This is a genomic window from Pseudochrobactrum sp. B5 (assembly GCF_001939785.1).
GTDB classification, from domain to species: Bacteria; Pseudomonadota; Alphaproteobacteria; order Rhizobiales; family Rhizobiaceae; genus Pseudochrobactrum; species Pseudochrobactrum saccharolyticum.
In genome coordinates this window covers 873,697-893,400 of record NZ_MOYL01000001.1, presented here as the reverse complement: position 1 = coordinate 893,400, position 19,704 = coordinate 873,697, and the positions used below count along the sequence as shown (strand labels likewise).

General features: G+C 52.1%; 12 protein-coding genes and 1 tRNA gene. 8 read left to right on the top strand and 5 right to left on the bottom strand.

Annotated features, from left to right (window positions below; all coding sequences use genetic code 11):
- Positions 1–32: 32 nt before the first annotated feature.
- The gene (locus BKD14_RS03940; protein ID WP_022711096.1) at positions 33–1,826 is read right to left on the bottom strand and encodes an acyl-CoA dehydrogenase C-terminal domain-containing protein; all 1,794 of its coding nucleotides are present in this window, start codon (positions 1,824–1,826) and stop codon (positions 33–35) included.
- An 813-nt stretch (positions 1,827–2,639) separates the two neighbouring features.
- Between BKD14_RS03940 and BKD14_RS03935 the strand changes: the two genes are divergently transcribed.
- The 4 genes from BKD14_RS03935 to BKD14_RS03920 all read left to right on the top strand — a co-directional run bounded on the left by BKD14_RS03935 (position 2,640) and on the right by BKD14_RS03920 (position 9,542).
- Positions 2,640–3,392, top strand: a complete 753-nt coding sequence (locus BKD14_RS03935) for an outer membrane protein (protein WP_075654348.1) — start codon at positions 2,640–2,642, stop codon at positions 3,390–3,392.
- Between the two features lie 414 nt (positions 3,393–3,806).
- Entirely contained in the window at positions 3,807–7,280 is a 3,474-nt protein-coding gene (locus BKD14_RS03930) for a peptidoglycan-binding protein (protein ID WP_083646783.1), read from the top strand.
- A gap of 485 nt (positions 7,281–7,765) precedes the next feature.
- Positions 7,766–8,686 carry a sulfite exporter TauE/SafE family protein gene (locus BKD14_RS03925; RefSeq protein ID WP_075654347.1) on the top strand — a complete coding sequence of 307 codons (921 nt, stop codon included), beginning with the start codon at positions 7,766–7,768 and terminating at the stop codon, positions 8,684–8,686.
- Between the two features lies 1 nt (position 8,687).
- Complete coding sequence (locus BKD14_RS03920) at positions 8,688–9,542, top strand: TIGR02186 family protein (RefSeq protein WP_075654346.1); 855 nt, start codon at positions 8,688–8,690, stop codon at positions 9,540–9,542.
- A 105-nt stretch (positions 9,543–9,647) separates the two neighbouring features.
- Here the strand turns inward: BKD14_RS03920 and pdeM are convergent, their stop codons facing one another.
- The 3 genes from pdeM to BKD14_RS03905 all read right to left on the bottom strand — a co-directional run bounded on the left by pdeM (position 9,648) and on the right by BKD14_RS03905 (position 13,957).
- Complete coding sequence (gene pdeM / locus BKD14_RS03915; protein ID WP_245293581.1) at positions 9,648–10,349, bottom strand: ligase-associated DNA damage response endonuclease PdeM; 702 nt, start codon at positions 10,347–10,349, stop codon at positions 9,648–9,650.
- 5 nt (positions 10,350–10,354) lie between these two features.
- Positions 10,355–12,883 (bottom strand): ligase-associated DNA damage response DEXH box helicase, encoded by a 2,529-nt coding sequence (locus tag BKD14_RS03910; RefSeq protein WP_139316321.1) that lies wholly within the window; start codon positions 12,881–12,883, stop codon positions 10,355–10,357.
- A gap of 105 nt (positions 12,884–12,988) precedes the next feature.
- Positions 12,989–13,957 carry a methyltransferase gene (locus BKD14_RS03905; protein WP_075654343.1) on the bottom strand — a complete coding sequence of 323 codons (969 nt, stop codon included), beginning with the start codon at positions 13,955–13,957 and terminating at the stop codon, positions 12,989–12,991.
- Between the two features lie 193 nt (positions 13,958–14,150).
- On the opposite strand from BKD14_RS03905, the gene BKD14_RS03900 reads away from it, so the two are divergent.
- A complete protein-coding gene (locus tag BKD14_RS03900; protein WP_075654342.1) occupies positions 14,151–15,167 on the top strand; it encodes a ligase-associated DNA damage response exonuclease in 1,017 nt (338 codons plus the stop codon).
- Positions 15,164–16,798 carry a cisplatin damage response ATP-dependent DNA ligase gene (locus BKD14_RS03895; RefSeq protein WP_075654341.1) on the top strand — a complete coding sequence of 545 codons (1,635 nt, stop codon included), beginning with the start codon at positions 15,164–15,166 and terminating at the stop codon, positions 16,796–16,798. The genes BKD14_RS03900 and BKD14_RS03895 overlap by 4 nt, the downstream gene beginning before the upstream one ends.
- Here the strand turns inward: BKD14_RS03895 and BKD14_RS03890 are convergent, their stop codons facing one another.
- Positions 16,799–17,815 carry a hypothetical protein gene (locus BKD14_RS03890; protein WP_075654340.1) on the bottom strand — a complete coding sequence of 339 codons (1,017 nt, stop codon included), beginning with the start codon at positions 17,813–17,815 and terminating at the stop codon, positions 16,799–16,801. It abuts the gene before it with no gap.
- A gap of 397 nt (positions 17,816–18,212) precedes the next feature.
- Here BKD14_RS03890 and BKD14_RS03885 point away from each other — a divergent pair, with 397 nt between their 5' ends.
- Positions 18,213–19,178, top strand: coding sequence for a nitronate monooxygenase family protein (locus BKD14_RS03885; protein ID WP_075654339.1), 966 nt, complete (start codon positions 18,213–18,215; stop codon positions 19,176–19,178).
- A 221-nt stretch (positions 19,179–19,399) separates the two neighbouring features.
- Positions 19,400–19,475 (top strand) — tRNA-Thr (locus tag BKD14_RS03880).
- Positions 19,476–19,704 lie beyond the last annotated feature (229 nt).

Below are 19,704 nucleotides of genomic sequence, written 5' to 3'. Positions count from 1 at the left end.
TGATACAGCTACTCAAACCTTTTAACGGTGGCTTAAAAAGCATCTTCCGGCAGTGTCATCATCGTATCGGCACCGGTCTGGATGCGAGCCAGACGCAACTGCGTTTCCGGCATGATACGCTCCATATAGAAACGGGCTGTGACAAGTTTAGCCTCATAATAGGCTTTGTCACCAGCACCGGCATTCAGCTTTGCCTGTGCGGCTTTCACCATTTTCGCCCACATATAACCGAAAGCGACCAGACCAAAGAGATGCATATAATCTGTTGAGGCGGCACCGGCATTATCCGGATTGGCCATTGCATTCTGCATCAGCCACATGGATGCGCCCTGCAGATCATTCAGGCCTTTTTTCAGATGTTTTGTGTAGAAGGACAGGGCTTCATCTGCGCGGTTTTCTTCGCAAAAATCACCGATTTCCTTGAAATAGGCCATCAAGGCACGGCCGCCATTGGCAGGCAGTTTGCGCCCCACCAGATCCAGCGCCTGAATACCATTGGCACCTTCATAAATCATGGTGATACGGGCATCGCGCACATATTGGCTCATGCCATTTTCTTCAATATAGCCGTGGCCGCCAAAGACCTGCTGCGCCATAACCGCATGGTCGAAACCTTTGTCGGTCAGCACACCTTTCAGCACCGGTGTCAGCAGCCCGACATGATCATCGGCCAGCTGGCGTGCAGCTTCATCAGCAGAGTGATGGGCGATATCGGATTGCAGCGAGGTTGAAAGCAGCAAGGCACGACCAGCTTCGTTAAAAGCGCGGATGGTCATCAATGTGCGGCGGATATCCGGATGCACGATGATCGGATCGGCTTTTTTATCCGGATATTTCGCACCGGTCAGCGCCCGCCCCTGCAAGCGATCACGAGCATAATCAGCAGCATTCTGATAGGCGGTTTCGGCAATCGACAGCCCCTGCAGCGCCACACCGAGACGCGCTTCATTCATCATGGTGAACATGGCACGCAGGCCTTTGTTTTCACCGCCGATCAGGAAACCCGTCGCGTCATCATAATTCATCACGCAGGTTGAGTTGCCGTGAATGCCCATCTTTTCTTCAATAGAGCCGCAAGCCACGCCGTTGCGCGTGCCCGCTTCGCCATTGGCATCAAGATTGAATTTCGGCACGATGAAAAGCGAAATGCCTTTGTTACCCTCTGGTGCGCCTTCAATTCGCGCCAGCACCAGGTGGATAATATTGTCAGTCATGCCGTGTTCACCGGCAGAGATAAAAATCTTCGAACCGGTAATCTTGTAGGAGCCATCCGCCTGCGGCACAGCTTTGGTGCGCAGCAAGCCCAAATCCGTACCGCAATGCGGCTCGGTGAGATTCATGGTGCCGGACCAGCGGCCTTCAATCATCTTGGGCAGATAGGCTTGTTTCTGGTCATCTGTACCGTGGGTAATAATGGCGGCAATCGCGCCCTGTGTCAGGCCCGGATACATCATCAGCGCCATATTGGCCGATGACATATATTCCCCTACCGCCGCATGGAGCAGATATGGCAGCCCCTGACCGCCGAATTCCTCCGGCGCAGCAAGACCAACCCAGCCACCGGCACAATATTGATCATAGGCTTCTTTGAAACCCTGCGGCACTTTCACAGAAGCATCGGGCAGACGTTCGCAGCCCTCACGATCCCCGCTATAATTGACAGGGAACAATGTCTGCTCGGCGAGCTTCGCGCCTTCCTGCAAAATAGCTTCAATCGTGTCTGCGCTCATTTCCGCATAAGACGACAGATCATTACGGGACTGGACGCCCAAAACATCATTCAGAATAAACTGTGTATCCCGAACCGGCGCGCGATAGACTGGCATGCACTTCCTCCAAGTTTGACGTCGGCAGATGATTGCTCTGCCGGAATGCAGGCGGAGGTGCTCATGAAGACGCCACCTCTCCCGCGCGTTGTCATTCAAACATTCAGAACACAGAATAATCCGCGTCCTGTGGTGCCGTTCTCTTTCTGCCCTGATACGACCGGACTCCTCTCCGGCAGCATCTGCTCGCTTTCCCATGGCGTCTTTAGCAGCCTATCACGGGATCAGTCTGACAGTATGCACTCTTGCGTGAAAACCGTCATTTTTATGAGACAGCAAAAAACTTTACGGCACCTTCGGATATCAGCCTAATAAATTTTGACGTTTGCGTAAACGTCAAAAATTCATTTTTGAAAATTTAAATTCAGGATTTTGCCACCGGCTGCACCAAACAGAGACCTCTGAAGAGGAAATACTATTTAAACACCCAAAAACTGCTGTTCGATTCTTCAAAACCGGGCTTTTTGAATGAAAATCGCAATTTTGCAGAAAATAAATTTAGAATTCACACAGAAAAACAGATACATTTTTGCAACATAAGTAAGTGTAAAAACCAAGAAACAATATATCAAGAAAATCTAAAATATACTAAATCAACACAAAATTACTTCATTCTAAAATAATTTAACATTTTGATTTTCAATCAGTTAATGCATTTTAAGTGTATTCACGCGTCCAGTATTATGGAAAAACAAGATATTTCAGCAACTTGGCAAATATTGGTTAGCAATTCTTAAACTATAATTTTAGGGTGTTCATTAATTTTTTTACCAGTATGGTCAGTTCAAATTCTTTAACGAACGGACTTTTGATATGAAAAAAATCGTAGCCCTTCTCGCCATGACTGTACTGTCCGGTCAGGCTTTCGCCGCAGACGCTATCGTTTCTGCTCCAGAACCAGCGCCGGTTGAATATTCCGCATTCAGCTGGACCGGTGGTTATATCGGTGCGCATGCCGGTTACGGCTGGGGTCGCTCACAGGATGTAAATAATCCACAAGCGAGTGAGCAGAAAACTAAAGGTGGCTTCGGCGGTCTGCAGGCTGGTTACAACTGGCAGTTTGATAATAATATCGTACTTGGTGCAGAAGCTGACGTCTCCTTCGGTAGCGTAAAGAAAAACTGGTATGGACGTGACGAAAATCAGCACAGCCCGTATTATGGCACAGATAAGCTAAGCACTAATGGTACAGTACGTGCCCGTCTGGGTTACGCAGCAGACCGCTTCCTGCCATTTGTAACCGGTGGTATTGCTTGGGGTCATACAAAATACAATCTCGGTTGTGACAGCACTCTGGTCTCAGTGACTGTAGGTAAATGCTGGAGAGGCAACAGCGGTCAAGCCTTTGATACAAACAACTCCAAAACAGTTGTTGGCTGGACTGTCGGCGCAGGTCTTGAATATGCAGTAACAGATAACTGGACTGTTAAAGGTGAATATCTTTATAAAGATTTCGGAAAAAACAGAGTACACCTGTTTGATCCAAATGCAGCAGCAAACATTAATGATCGTAACTTTAAAACTAAAGTTAGCGAAGTACGTATCGGCGTAAACTACAAGTTCTAATCTGCAGATCGTTAACGATCACAAGCGAAACTTAAAGCCCTGCCTCTATGAGGCGGGGCTTTTCTGTTTAATGAAAATTGCATTGCATAAATCAGCATATCCTTAAAAACATAATCGTTTCAAAGCCTGCCTGCCGCCCTTGCGGATCTCCTGAACACCAGCGTTCCTATAGATTAATCAGGACGCACTCATTCTCAGACAAAGATAAAGTTAAGAATTATCACCAAAGTTAACCGCTTATTTACCACGTTTCGACAAAACTGTGTCTGAGGCAAAGTCTGTGTTTCGTGTGGTGCCTTGCAACCACCTCAACAAAGACCTTGCTTTGATCCGCCAGCAAGACCTGCAGGCGAAAACAAACGGACAATCTGACCAGCTCCTTTAAGGCGCACAGTTTGAAAAGTGTAAACGGCGATGACAAATCAGCGGTCTCCTCTCGATAATCTGAATATGCGCCGTGAGCGCCGTCCGCTTGCATCGCTTGAGGAATTGAACCGCACTTTGTCCGCCCTTGAAAATCATCTTGTCGAGCGGCGGGAGGCAGAAGACTTTTCCCGTCACACACAGACTGCCGATGAAACGGCATCGCCTGATGCCCTTGAATTTCTGCGCAATGATCCGGCAGTTGTACCGCGCGCACCATCTGCACCGGCTTCTGCGGACAATCCGCACAAGGAAGCTCTGGCTGCCATTGCCGACGAATTACAGCGTTTGCGCGCCCGTACAGAACTGAGACAGGCAGCAGCAATCAGCGAAAAACTGCATCTGTCTGATACAGGTGTGCAGCACAATCCGGCACGCCTTTCCGCTGCCGACCGCTTTATCGCAGGCACCAGCAATCTGTCCGCCAATAACAGCCCGAATACCGATGCAATTATGCGCCGTGATTTTGAGGAGCTGAAGCGGACTGTTGAGACTCTGGCACGGGAAGAATCCCTGCGCCGTATGAGCCATCGCTGGGATGCGCTGGATGAGCGCTTTGACAATTTTGAACAGCAGCAGACTGAAAAATTCCATGCAAGTCAGTCGGCACATATTGATCCGGCTCTGGATGCGATCACGTCACGTCTTGATGATTTGCGCCATGCCATTGAACAGCTGCCGGACAATCAGAGCCACTCCCTGCGTCAGCTGGACGAACGTCTGGATGAAATCAGCCGCGCAATTCTTGCGACCAGCTATCATCGCCAGCAGCCGGAGCAGGAAAACGCAGTTTTTGAAGAACTCGACCGCCGTTTTGCCGATCTGACCAGTCATCTGGACGAGCAATATCGCAACAGCGCCCATAAAACCGCGCTGAATGATGACCGCTTTATTCAGGCGCTGGAAAACCGCCTCGATCTCATTACCCGTCAGGTCTCGGAACAAACCGCTGTTTTGCAGGCTGTGCCTGCAGCACCGGCTGCCGATCAGCAGCTGATGCGCAATCTCGAAAAGCAGCTTGGTTTTATCACAGAACAGCTCAGCAAGCCGGAAAGCCTGCTGCCTGAACTGGCAGAGATCAAGCCGCGTCTCGATGTGATTGAACGCGCCATCGACATTAACCGCGACACAGTTCTGAGCGCTGCCCGTGAAGCCGCAGAGGAAGCCATTCGTCAGGTTGTAGACAAAGGCCCTTCCCGCGACACAGATTTTGCCCGCCAGCTTGCCGATGATCTCAAGGCGCTGGAACAGCTGACCCGTGATACGGATGAGCGTAACAGCTGTACCTTTAACAAGGTACATGATACATTATTGAAAATCGCCGAGCGTCTTGGACAGATTGAAAAAGACAATCTGCAGAAGCCGCCTTTTGCGCAGCCTTCGCGTCCTGCAGCTCAGTCGCGCGACCAGTATAATGCAACACGCTTCACCAGCCAGTTCTCTATTCCCGAATGGGGCAATGATCCGGAACCAACAACAGGCAATTCTTCTCGCAATGCAGCATTTTCCGCCGTGCCGTCACCGGCTGCGGCGGCTATTGAAGCTGCACGTGCCGCTGTCAAATCCGCTGCCAATCCTGCACCGGAGAAAATAGCTGCAGATACAGAGGCCGAAACAACCGGTACAGCACGCAAATCATTGCTGAGCGGTCTGGCTCAGGCTGTGCGCCGCTCCAAGCCAAACAACCCGACTTCGGCAACAACCGATGCTTTTGAGATTGAAGACGCGGATCTGCTGACACTGGATACGCCGCCTGCGGCAAACCGTATTCCGGTCAAATCTGAAGAAGAAAGCACCGACCAGACCCTTGCAGCAATGCCGGATCTCAACGCCATTATCCGCCGCGTGCGCGATGAACAGCGTGGCCGCGGGCCGGATCATAATCCCTCCTCCGGTAAATCCGATCTTATCAGCGCGGCACGCCGCGCAGCACAGGCTGCAGCGGATGAAACCGGACGCCTGCGCGATCAGAACCTGAGCGACGGTACTCTGGGCGGCGACATCACATCCGATGAAGACCGCACGACTGCTCCAGACAAGCCAAAGCGCTCCCTGCGCAAGCCGCTTCTGCTGGCTATCGGCGCCATCATCATTGCTGTAACCGGCTTGCAGCTTGGCAACAGCTATCTGACTGAAAAGCAGGACAGCGTTGTTCCGCAGTCACCGGATTTGGCCAGTGTGCAGCCTGCACCGGTTAATACCGCTCCGGCTGTGATTGAAGACAAGAAACCTGCTTTGCCGACAATCACCACGCTTGATAATCCGGCGCAGTCGGAAGAGCAGACTGCATCCACGCTTCAGATTACCAGCCTGAACCATGGTCCGGTTTATGACGGTACAGAAGCGCAGCCGCTTGGGTCACGCGAATTTCCGACAGAGCCTCTCTCTGCCAGACCAATGACCGGCAGCACGCAGGCCGTTATCAAACCTGTTGTCATTAATCCGCCGGTAGCAGCCGCGCCGGACATGCAGCCAATGCCGGAACTGCCTGCAAACAACACGCCGGTTCACACGGCTCAGGCTGAGACAACAACACCCGATCAGACGACAACGCAAAGCCTGCCGCAAAAGAGCGAAGCTGCTGCAACGGCGAATCTGACAGCAGTGCCTGTAGTGCCGAAAGAAGCCGGACCAATTGCCCTGCGTAATGCTGCTGAAAGCGGCGATGCCCGTGCTCTTTATGAAATCGGTATGCGTTATACAGACGGCCGCGGTGTTGCCAGCGATTTTGCGGAAGCTGCCAAATGGTATGCTCTGTCTGCGGAACGCGGTTTTGCACCTGCCCAGTACCGCCTTGCCAATTTCAACGAAAAAGGCCTTGGTATGCCGCGTGATGCTGCCAAGGCAACACAACTCTATGAACAATCCGCTGCACAGGGCAATGCCAGCGCTATGCATAATCTTGCCGTGCTCTATGCTATGGGGCCGGACGGTAAGGCAGATCATGACAATGCCGCCAAATGGTTCTTCCGCGCTGCAGAACTCGGCGTAAAAGACAGCCAGTATAATCTGGGTATTCTGACCGCCAAGGGTTTGGGACGCACGCAAAATCTGGAAGAAAGCTATAAATGGTTCGCACTGGCTGCCAATGCCGGTGATACGGATGCGGCTGACAAGCGCGATCAGATTGCAAAATCCCTCAAGCCTGAACAACTGGAGCGGGCAATCAACCTGACCAAGCTCTGGAAGCCGAAGGACATGATTGAGGATGCCAACTCGGTCAGCATTCCGGATGCCTGGGCTGATGACAAAGCTGTCACCACAGCTTCCGTCGACATGAAGAAAGCCGTCCGTAATATTCAGCTGATCCTGCAGAAAAACGGTTATGATGCAGGCACGGCAGACGGTGTTATGGGCAATAAAACCAGAGAAGCGATTTCCGCTTTTCAGAAAGCCAATGGCATGAAGCCGACCGGCGAAGTGGATCAGAAACTGGTTGAAGCACTGCTCGCCAAAAACAGCTGATTTGCACCGGCAACAATCAGCAACAACAAGAAATCATACCCCTTTGCCGTGCTGGCAGAGGGGTATTTTTATGGCGGTTACGCATAAAATTGCGGCCTAACTGCAACACCTGCCGCACACAATCTCCGGTGACTATTCAGGCTGACGGTTTCGCATCATCTTATGCACAGTGATGGTTTGACTTGGCGCTGCCAAAGGCGCAGAAAATTAACAGTTTTTTGCGACGATGGGTGTGTTGCATTCAAAAAGCACGCAAAAAACGACATCAGCATATGTATTTTCAGGTTTAACGCCGCAAATGGCGGTTAAACTCAGAATTCTGTCAGGTCACGAAGAATAACCGCCCGCCGCCATCGAAAAGCTGCAAAGTCTGACGATAGGCCGGGTATTATTTTCGGGAGAACTCTGCGGGGAGCTTAGCTGTACACCGGATAAAGGGATACAGATTTCAATCTCCGGCAGTGTCATAGTAATGGTAGTGGGTCGTGGGTATTTATCTGCCAATAGCAGAAATTTCAGTCAACATGCTGGTTCTTCTCGGCATGGGGGCGGCTGTCGGCTTTTTGTCAGGTCTGTTCGGCGTTGGCGGCGGATTTCTGATTACTCCTCTGCTGATCTTCTACAATATACCGCCCGCTATTGCTGTTGCCACTGGCGCTAATCAGGTTATCGCCTCCTCCGTTTCCGGCGCGCTTACGCATTTCAAACGCCGGACGCTGGATTTCAAGCTTGGCATATTGCTGGTGATCGGCGGTCTTGTCGGTTCTCTGATCGGTATTTACATATTTTCGCTGTTGCGTGATCTCGGTCAGCTCGATCTGATTATCTCCCTGCTTTATGTGGTCTTTCTCGGCTCTGTCGGCGGTCTGATGGCCGTTGAAAGCTGGCGCACCCTGCGCCGCAACAAAGACGGCAAAGCACCGGATGTCCGCCGCTCGGGGCAACATAACTGGATTCACCGTATGCCGTTCAAGGCGCGTTTCCGCGCCTCGATGATCTATGTCAGTATTATTCCGGTACTGGCCATCGGTTTTTGTATCGGCCTGCTCTCATCCGTTATGGGTGTCGGCGGCGGTTTTATCATGGTTCCGGCGCTGATTTATCTGCTGCGCGTTCCGACCAATGTGGTTGTTGGTACATCGCTGTTTCAGATCACTTTTGTGACCGCATTCACAACGGTGATGCAGGCAACCAATAACCATACTGTTGATATTGTACTGGCCTTTTTGCTGATGGTCGGCGGCGTGATCGGCGCGCAATATGGCGCAAGAGCAGGACGCAAATTGCGCGGTGAACAATTGCGTATGCTGCTGGCATTGCTGGTTCTGGCCGTTGCTCTGCGATTGGCTTTCGGCCTGTTCATTCAGCCGGATAATCTTTTCTCCATCGGCTTTGCGGATGAGTAAGATGAAACAGATCATCCGCAAAAGCTTACTCGCAACCGTTTTGCTCACCGCACTGATACCGCTCCAGAGCGGTAATGCCGCGACACGGATAAAAGAGCGCGGACAGGAAATGGCTGCGGTCACCAATCTGCAGGACCCGCAGCAATTGCCGGAAACAATTGAGATCGGCCTTTCGACAGAAACGATTGCCATTGCATCCAATTTCAGCGGCACCAATCTGACAATATTCGGTGCGCTGGATAATGCCGATCCGCTGATCCGCAGGCAAGGACGCTACGATATTATCGTGGTGCTGGAAGGCCCACAGCGTAATCTCGTCGTGCGTGAAAAGTCACGTTATCTCGGCGTCTGGGTCAATGCGGATTCAGAAACATTCACATCTGTGCCGCTTTCCTATTCTCTGGCATCCACGCGACCGCTGCAGGATATTACCGATGAGAAAACCTATCGCCAGCTTTCGCTCGGTGTCAATTATTTCGCACTGAACCCTGAATATGGCACGCTGACAGATCCGAATGCCATGCGCTTCGGGCAGGAGTTGCGCGACCTGAAATCCCGTCAGGGACTTTACAGCCAGAAAGTCGGTTCGGTCGAATTTGTTTCGCAGACCTTGTTCCGCGCAACACTGGCGCTTTCAACCAATGTGCCGGTCGGGCGGCACAAAGCCCGTGCGCTGCTGTTCCGCCATGGCGTGTTCATCGGGGAAGCCAATACCCATCTCAATATTGTCAAAGCCGGTCTCGAACAGCAGATTTTTGAGGCGGCGCATCAATATAGCCTTGCCTATGGTTTGTTTGCCGTTTTTCTCGCCGGTCTCACAGGCTGGCTCGGACAATTGCTGTTCCGTAAAGACTAGAGCATTTCACAGTCCAGTTGAATCAACTTGACGGCAGTGATAATGCGACCAAATAAAGAATTTAGAGCGAGCGCTATGATCCAATCTGGACGTAAACCGCTCTAATTAGTCAGGTCGTAAAAAACGCGGATGTACAGTGAATATCCGCGTTTCACTGCGCAAATGCACATCAAAACCATTCACATCGAACAGCCCGCGGAATGCCTTATCCAGCACATTAAGGCTACCCGTATAGGTACCGAATGCCGGCATGATCAGGCGGCGCCCATTATTGACAAAACAAGAGCGCCGCACGCTGCGCCCCTGCCGGATAATCTTTGCTGCGGGGTGCAAATGACCGGCCACCTCACCGGGACTATTACCCGCAAGCGGCTCGTGCCTGAAGATCAGACCGCCAAGCCTGAATTGCGCCATGCTCTCCCCTTCAAGCCCCGCCGGATGCACCGGATCGTGATTACCTTCAATCCATAACCATTGGCGGCTTCTCATCATCTGACGAAGCAGACCGGATGCCTCATCCGCCAGTCGCGATGCTCCCTGACAATCGTGAAAACTGTCTCCGAGACTGATGACACATGTCGGCTGATAATCATCAATGATGGTCTTGAGCAGCGCTAATGTAGCCAGCGTATCATAGGGCGGCAGCATCATGCCGCGCTTAGCAAAGAATGACCCTTTTTCCAGATGCAGATCAGACACCACCAGCGTCCGGTATGACGGCAAATATAATGCCCCGCGCGGATCGAGATGGCACAGCGTATCATTGATGAGAATATCCGCGCCGCCCTGATGCGCCTGCTTAATCACACTTGTCAATTTTCCAGTGCCTCACGGGTCATGTCTTCCAGCAAATCGTCATCAGTTCCGGCAACCCGTTCTTTGCCGATTTCCAGCATCACAGGCAATGCCAAAGGCGAAATATGCGGCAGGTTACGATGAACAATGTGATCGCGTACACGCTGCAACATTGTTCCGAGACGGGCAATGTCCAGCAGCCCCGCTGCGGCCTCTGCCCGTGTAGCCTGCAGTAAAATATGATCCGGTTCGTGGCTGCGCAACACATCATAGATCAGATCCGTGGAAATCGTCAGCTGTCTGCCGGTCTTTTCCTTACCCGGATGGCGCCGTTCAATCATACCGGAAATCAACGCACAATTGCGGAAAGTGCGCTTCAGCAAATAGCTTTCATCCAGCCATGCCTCCAGATCATCACCGAGCATATCCTGATCGAACAACGCATCCAGCGATAATTCACCGTCCTCCATCATCGCGTTCAGATCACGCGCCGCCCACAGCCCCAGCGAATAATCCGTTGCCACAAATCCCAGCGGCCGCGCACCCGCCCGATCCAGCCGTCGCGTCAGCAACATCCCCAATGTCTGATGCGCCAGCCTGCCTTCAAACGGATAGCACACCATATAAAACCGGTTCTGGCGCGGAAAAGTCTCGACCAGCAATTCGTTCTGTGCCGGCAGCAGGGAGCGGTCACGCTGCAATTGCAGCCAGTCACGCACCTGATCCGGCAATTGCTGCCAGCTTTTGTCATCCGCCAGCATCGCACGGACTTCCGAGGCCAGATAGGTTGAGAGCGGAAATTTGCCGCCCGCATAGACCGGCACTTTCGCATCCTCACCGGAGGCCTGCGACACCAGACACTCATTGTCGCGGATACCTTCAAAACGCACGGTCTGGCCTGCAAAAAAGAACGTATCGCCTTGTGTCAGCGTTTCGAGAAAATACTCTTCGATACGCCCTAATATACGCCCGCCGCGCATGAGGCTGGCAGCACTTCCTGCAAGTTTGCGCCCCTTACGGATCATGCGGATATTCAGTTCCGGTGCTTCAACAATCGTACCGATATTGAGGCGATATTGCTGGGCAACTTTGCCATTGCTGACACGCCAGCGCCCGTCCGGCATCGGGCGGATTTTTGCAAACCGCTCATAGACACGCAGCGCATAGCCACCGGTTGCCACAAAATCCAGCACACGATCAAACTGATGACGGGATAAATGCTGATAGGGTGCTGCCGAACATATTTCCGCGTAGAGCACATCCGCATGAAACGGTCCGGCACAGGCCATGCCGAGTATATGCTGCGCCAGCACATCCAGAGCCCCGTCGGCCAGAGGCGGTGTATCCTGCACCCCTTCCACATTGGCAACCAGCGCCGCATTGCATTCCAGCACTTCAAAACGGTTTGCAGGCACCAGAACCGCACGGCTTGGCTCATCCATACGATGATTGGAGCGCCCGATACGCTGTGCCAGTCTGCTGGCACCTTTCGGCGCGCCAATATGGATAACCAGATCGACATCACCCCAGTCAATCCCCAGATCAAGGGTCGAGGTCGCCACAACTGCACGCAAAGCATTGCGGGACATTGCCTCCTCCACACGGCGACGCTGTGTGGCATCCAGCGAACCGTGATGCAGGCCGATCGGTAAGGTCAGCTCATTGATACGCCAGAGCTCCTGAAAAATCCGCTCTGCCTGCGATCTGGTATTCACGAAAATCAATGTCGTGCGGAATTGCCGGATCAGTTCATAGACATCGCCGAGTGCATAGCCGGCACTGTGACCGGCCCATGGTATCCGCTCGCCGGATTGTAATATGCTGATCTCCGGCTTTGCGCCGCCCTGCACAGTAACCAGTCCGGCCAGTGCAGGAGTATCGCCCTGCGCAACCAGCCAGCGGCGCAGATCATCCGGCTCTGCCACTGTTGCCGACAGGCCGATTGTCTGCATCTGCGGTGCAAGATTGCGCAGCCGTGCCAGCCCCAGTGCCAGCAACTGCCCGCGTTTTGAAGTAACCAGCGCATGCAACTCATCAAAAATTACAAAACGCAAATCCGCAAAGAAATCTGCCGCATCTTTGCCCGCCAGTAACAGAGCCAGTTGCTCCGGTGTGGTGAGCAATATATCCGGCGGCGCCAGTTTCTGCCGCTGCCTTTTATGGACAGGCGTGTCCCCTGTACGGGTTTCAATAGTTACCGGCAGCGCCATTTCCGCAACCGGCTTCGCCAGATTGCGTTCAATATCAACAGCCAGCGCTTTGAGCGGCGAGATATAAAGTGTGTGAATACCGGAACGGCGCGGCTGATTACGCGCACCGCTCTGCGCGCGCAATGTCAGATCAGTCAGTGCAGGCAAAAAACCGGCCAGCGTTTTACCGGCTCCTGTGGGGGCAATAAGCAATGTGGACTGCCCAGCCAGACTGCGCTCCAGCAATTCACGCTGGTGCTGGCGCAGCTGCCAGCCTTTATCCGCAAACCACTGTGCAAAGACAGCGGGCAGAACATCTTGACCGGAAGATTTATCGGCAGCGGATATTGGTTTCACAGGGTGAATGTAGGGTGCATCCCGACAGGTGTGAAGTCCCGTTTGTGCTTAAAGCGTCACGGATTGATCTCTGTTCAGACAACAGAAAGCCGAAACCGTACCGGCTCAGCATTTTTGGGCAAGAAAGACATAACCATCGAGATATTCTCCGCGATCAAGACGCAGAGCAATGCGCTGATAATCCAGCAATTCAAAACGACTGACTTGTAATAAATTTTCGATATAGCGGGCAGAATGGGTAAAACGTAAAGACGGTTGCAAAATCATATCATCACATGAACCGTCTGAACTCTGCGCTTCAGACCGGTCATGTGTTTCCACCGAGAAGGCAAACACCCCTCCTCTCCGTAAACATTCCGCTGCCAGAGCGAAAGCGCGCTCCAGCTGACCGATATAGATAAACACATCGGCAGCAAGGATCATATCCGGTTGTGGCAGAGCCTCATCGACCAGATCCGTCTTGCGGCACTGGTTTACATCTGCCTTAATCAGCCTTGTATAAATTTGCTTCTCATCCGCCTTTTTCAGCATGGCTTCTGAGAGATCCGCACCGCTCAGCAAACCGCTGCGCTGATGGATTTCCTCTCCCATCAGACCGGTGCCGCAGCCCAGATCCAGCACATGCTGGTAGCTGCACTCCGGAAAATGTCTGGTAATCAGTTCCGCCAGTTTTTGCGGCCCGCAATATTGCAGCTTATCGACCAGAGATTCCTCGAAATCCGGCGCATAGGCATCAAACAGTGCCTCAATATAGGCAGGCGGTGCCGCATCCGGTGTTTCACCAAGGCCGCATTGTGCCAGTTTCAGCGCCGCGCCAAAACGGTCTTCAGGATCAAGCTTCAGCAGCTGTCGCCAGAGAGCCACAGCTTCATCTGTTTCGCCCGCATTTTCATGCATTTCGCTGAGCATAAACAGGCCCGCAGGCCATTGCCGGAACTGAGATGTCAGATAATCAAGCGATTGGCGCATCAGGTCGGCTGCTGCGGAATGGTCTCCCGCCTCAGACATCATGACCGCATAATGAGCACGGCGATCCGCTATCAGATCACCGGAAGAGAAAAATGCCCGCGCCATTCTTACCGCATTTGTTGCAGAGCACGCGATATGCAGTGATGCGGGGCATTTGACAAGATATTTTTTTGCAACCCGAACGGATTTCACATAGCCAATGCGGGTTCAATTTTAGTGCTCACTGCAAACAGACGGCCGCATCGATCCGCACCGGCTATGGTCTTGTTTAAAGCTGCGTCCGGACTATGTTATTTCCATGCGTCCCGAAGAGCTGCTGCACCCTGCCCCCGAGGGGCTCTATTGTCCGGCCGGTGATTTCTATATCGATCCGGTACGTCCGGTTGACCGTGCGCTGATTACCCATGGCCATGCCGATCATGCCCGTGCAGGCAGTAATCATGTACTGGCTACAAACCAGACGCTGGATATTATGCGCATCCGGTTTGGCGAGCATTATGCGCGCACCGGTCAGATCGCTGATTACGGAAAACCGCTCAATATCAACGGCGTTACAGTCACCTTTTATCCGGCGGGTCATGTATTGGGTTCCGCGCAGATCGCGGTGGAATATCAAGGAACCAGAATTGTCGCCTCCGGCGATTATAAACGTGTTGCGGACAAAACCTGCGCACCGTTTGAACCCGTGGCCTGCGATGTCTTCATTACTGAAGCCACTTTCGGTCTGCCGGTTTTCCGGCACCCGCGGCCAAGCGATGAAATTGCCAAACTGCTGCAATCCTTACAGCTTTTGCCCGAGCGCAGCCATATTGTCGGTGCCTATGCGCTTGGCAAGGCACAGCGGGTCATCAGCCTGCTGCGTCAGGCCGATTATGATGCCCCCATCTATCTGCATGGCGCCTTGGAGAAGCTTTGCCAATATTATCAATCTCAGGGTATTGCCCTCGGAGAGCTGCGTCCTGCCACTTCAGAAACAGCACATCAAAAAGCAGATTTCGCGGGCAGCCTGATTATTGCCCCGCCCGCTGCAATGGCTGATCGCTGGTCAAGACGGTTTCCTGATCCTGTCAGCTGTTATGCCTCCGGCTGGATGCGTATCCGCCAAAGAGCCAAACAATCCGGCATTGAATTGCCGCTGATCCTTTCCGACCATTGCGATTGGGATGAGCTGACCGATACGATCACGGAACTCTCCCCTTCGCAGGTCTGGGTGACACACGGGCGCGAGGAAGCTCTTGTACGCTGGTGCACTCTCAACAGCATCGCCGCGAAACCATTGCATCTCGTCGGCTATGAAGATGAGGCTGACATATGAAAGCCTTTGCCGCATTGCTCGACAGGCTGGTACTCACGCCGCGCCGTAATGAAAAGCTGCTATTGCTGACCGAGTATTTCCGCGCGCAACCTGATCCTGACCGCGGCTATGCACTGGCCGCGCTGGCAGGTACACTTGAGTTAAACAGCGTAAAACCCGCACTTTTGCGTGCACTGACCATGACACGCGTCGACAGTGAATTATTCGCCTATTCCTATGATTATGTCGGTGATCTCGCGGAGACGATTTCTCTGATCTGGCCTGCAGCCGATAATGTGCAGCCGGTCAATGACTTGTCCCTCGGCACTGTTATCACAACACTCCAGCAAACATCGCGCAATGCCGCGCCGCAACTGGTTGAGACTTTGCTGGATGCGCTTGATGTCTCTGAGCGATACGCTCTTTTGAAACTCGTCACCGGCGGCTTAAGGATCGGTGTTTCCGCAAGGCTGGCAAAGCAGGCACTTGCGAATTTCGGTCAGGTTGAACTCAGCGAGATTGAGGAATTGTGGCACGGGCTGACCCCGCCCTATCTCAGTCTGTTCAGCTGGCTCGACGGCAGCAGCAGCAAACCAGACAATGATAATCCGGCACCGTTTCGTCCCGTCATGCTGGCAACACCGCTGGATGAGGTTGAAACGGAGAAACTCACACCGGAGGATTTTGCGGCAGAATGGAAATGGGATGGTATCCGCGTACAGGCCGTCAGTGAAAACGGGGTCAAAAAGCTTTATTCCCGCAGCGGTGATGATATTACCCATGCCTTTCCCGATATTGTCTCAGCCATCCGTTTTGAAGGCGCTCTCGACGGAGAGTTGCTGATCCGCCATGCAGACGGCAAAACAGAACCAGCCTCTTTCAATGCTTTGCAGCAAAGGCTGAACCGTAAAACTGTCTCTGCCCGTCAATTGCAGGATTATCCTGCCTTCATCCGCGTTTATGATTTGCTGCATCGCGGCAACCGCCTCACCGGATCAGATTTGCGCAATCTGCCTTTTGCACAAAGAAGGCAGCATCTGGAAGACTTTATCAAAGAGCTTGATCCGTCTTATTTTGATCTTTCTCCTCTGCTCACCTTTCAGACATTTGCCGAGCTGCGGCACCTGCGCAACCACCCGCCACACGCCGTGATTGAAGGGCTGATGCTCAAACGTACGGACAGCGTTTACAGTGCAGGACGACCAAAAGGACCGTGGTTCAAATGGAAACGCGATCCCTATATTATCGACGCGGTTCTCATTTACGCCCAGCGCGGTCATGGTAAGCGTTCAAGCTATTATTCGGATTTTACATTTGCAGTCTGGTCTGATGCCAGTGAACAGGCACAACTGCTCCCCGTCGGCAAAGCCTATTCCGGCTTTTCCGATGAGGAAATGAAACAACTCGACCGATTTGTACGGGAGAACACAATTCAGCGCTTCGGGCCTGTACGGGCTGTCAGGGCAGACCGGCAGCACGGGCTTGTTGTGGAAGTCGCTTTTGAAGGGCTTAACCGCTCCACACGCCATAAATCAGGACTGGCTATGCGCTTTCCGCGCATTTCCAGACTGCGCTGGGACAAACCACCTGCAGAGGCCGATATCATACAAAATCTGATGCAACTGCTGCCGGATGATCCTCCGGCAAATTGATTATTCTACGGTTTTAACCCGGATTGTATAAATATCGACGCTTTTGCCGGTGCCGTTAATATCACTGGTCAGGACAAGACGACCGGAACTGTTTGCCGACGATACTTCAGGAACCGGAAGATCAAACAGCAAACTGCTTTGCTGGTCTGTCACATCATAGCGCTTGCGCCCGCAATCGCCCAGAGAGCCCAGATCGCAACTGACAGACATTTGCACGGTTCCTCCGTCGTCACTGCGCACCATGACTTCAAATGTCGCCTGCTTGCCTTCAAGCTGATCCAGCACACCCTGACCAATGTCAAAACTGGCCGTATCTGTTGCAGTCGGCGATTTAATACGGACATAACGGGCATTACCGGAACCGCCGATTTCAGCGGTAGCTTTTCCCTGAACAGAAATACGATCCGGCTGTGCAGGAGTGAAAATTGTCACCCAGTCTTTGCTGTCAGCCTCATTACCCTGCATCGCAGGTCCGGCATTGCCCGATTGCGAAAGCGGTGCATTTCCTACCGGCCCGATGGTAACAAAACTATTATAGAGCGACCATCCGATCAAACCGGCAGTCACCAAAAATGCCAATGGCAGCGCCAGAGAGAAAATACGGGATTTTTTGCGTTTTTTAGGTTTTGCAGGTTGGCTGAGCCCCTGTTCATAACCCAGATCAGGCTCGGTTTCCGCTTTGCTTTTACGCTTACGGGAGCCCTTACCCTCAGAGCGTACATCACTATGATCAAGATCAGGAACACCCAATCCGCCATCATATTGCGGCGCAGGAGCAAGCATTTCCTCATCAGAAACACGGTTCGCATTCGCGCGCATTTCCTGTTCGATATGGGAAATTGCGGCCTTCAGCTTCTCGCGCCGCTCAGCACGTTGCGGGTCTGAAAGCTGGGCATTCGCGGCCATAGCGCGTTCATGCGCGCTCCAGACGGATTCATAAATCCGCTGGCGCATAGCCGGATCAGACGAATCCGCTTTGGTCAAAGCGTTGCGTATTGCACTTTCGATGCCCTGCAAAATTGTCCCTTCCTACTACCGGCTTGATGCGCTGTTACTCTTATTGATGCACGAATAAGCAGACCAACGCATTAACTTATTTTTAAGTCTTATGAAATCCTAACTATCACGGGGATATAAAAAGATTATATACGATCTTAACATATTGTTCCACAAAGACTATTTGTGCAAAAAACCTCTATTTCCGAAATATGCTGCACCGGCGCATCTTTAGTAAAATTGCCGACATGGCATAAACATGTTCATTCTGCATATTTCACAGTAAATATTACATATAAGTCAACCGCCAAGCTTCGCTGAACCAAAATGATGCGGTTTTTTATATTTTGCCTTTGACATCCTGCAATCCTTACCAGCAATATACCGTTTACGTTTACGTCAAATGCGGGACTGCGACATGGCTCTACCGGATATTCTCAAAAACAATCTGCGCTTACCGGCAATCGGTGCGCCGCTTTTCATCATCGCCAATCCTGCACTGGTTATGGCGCAGTGCAAAAGCGGCATTGTCGGTGCATTTCCGGCGCTGAATGCACGCACTGCGACACAGCTGGATGAATGGCTGGCAGAGATTACCGAAGGACTTCAGCAATATAATCAGGAAAATCCTGACCAGCCCGCAGCCCCTTTTGCCGTCAACCAGATTGTGCACCGCTCCAATCTGCGTCTGCAACAGGATCTGGAATTATGTGTCAAATATAAGGTTCCGGTTGTTATTTCCTCTCTCGGCGCAGTGCCTGAGGTTAATGCTGCAATTCACTCCTATGGCGGGATTGTTCTGCATGATGTTATCAATAACCGCCATGCCAATTCAGCCATCCGCAAAGGCGCGGACGGACTGATTGCTGTCGCCGCCGGTGCCGGTGGCCATGCGGGAACATTGTCGCCTTTTGCGCTGATTGCTGAAATCCGCGAATGGTTTGATGGTCCTGTTGCCCTGTCCGGCGCCATTTCCAGTGGCCGTGCCATTCTCGCAGCACAGGCAATGGGCGCAGATCTTTCTTACATCGGCTCGCCTTTTATTGCGACCAAAGAAGCCAATGCTGTTGATGCCTATAAGGACATGATCGTGCAATCCAGCGCGAAAGATATTGTCTATTCCAATTATTTTACCGGCATTCATGGAAACTATTTGCGCCCGTCCATTGAAGCCGCAGGAATGGATCCCGATCACTTACCGGAGGCTGATCCGAGCAAAATGGACTTCCACAAAGCCACCACCGGTGCAAAAGCCTGGAAAGATATCTGGGGCTGCGGTCAGGGGATCAGCGCAGTCAAAGAAGTGCTGCCCGCCGGAGAGTTGGTGGAACGCTGGATTGAGCAATATAAAAAGGCAAAATCCGCGCTTTGCCAAGCTCAATAAGATCGTCAATTCGTCTCAGAAAACAGTACTATAGCTGAGATTTACTCCCTGATAAAATAAACAATCTTGTTCATTTTATCAGGGAGTTTTAAACTTCGAGAATGGCATAACGGAAACCGCTTCTTTTTGCTTTTGCGCCTTGCAATCAGAATGAGATTTCGCTATCACGCGCCCGAACAGACTGCATAAAATCAACGCATTCTGTGCGGGAGCATCTCCCTGCCGCTTTAGCTCAGTTGGTAGAGCACATCATTCGTAATGATGGGGTCACGTGTTCGAGTCACGTAAGCGGCACCATAAAATGAATAGCCTGCCTTATATTTCAATATTCTAAAATTAAACCAGCAATCAGGGATTATCCGTGATGATTAGAGGCACTAATAAACTGCCTTACAGAAACGCCCGAAATTGTTCAGGCAAACCAAGCCACTTCCCATAGCCACCAAAACCCGAATTCTGTTCAGATGAAAGTTAAAGGAACGCTGCACCCTCGAACGTAAAGCACTTCACCGTCAAGTGGTTCAAC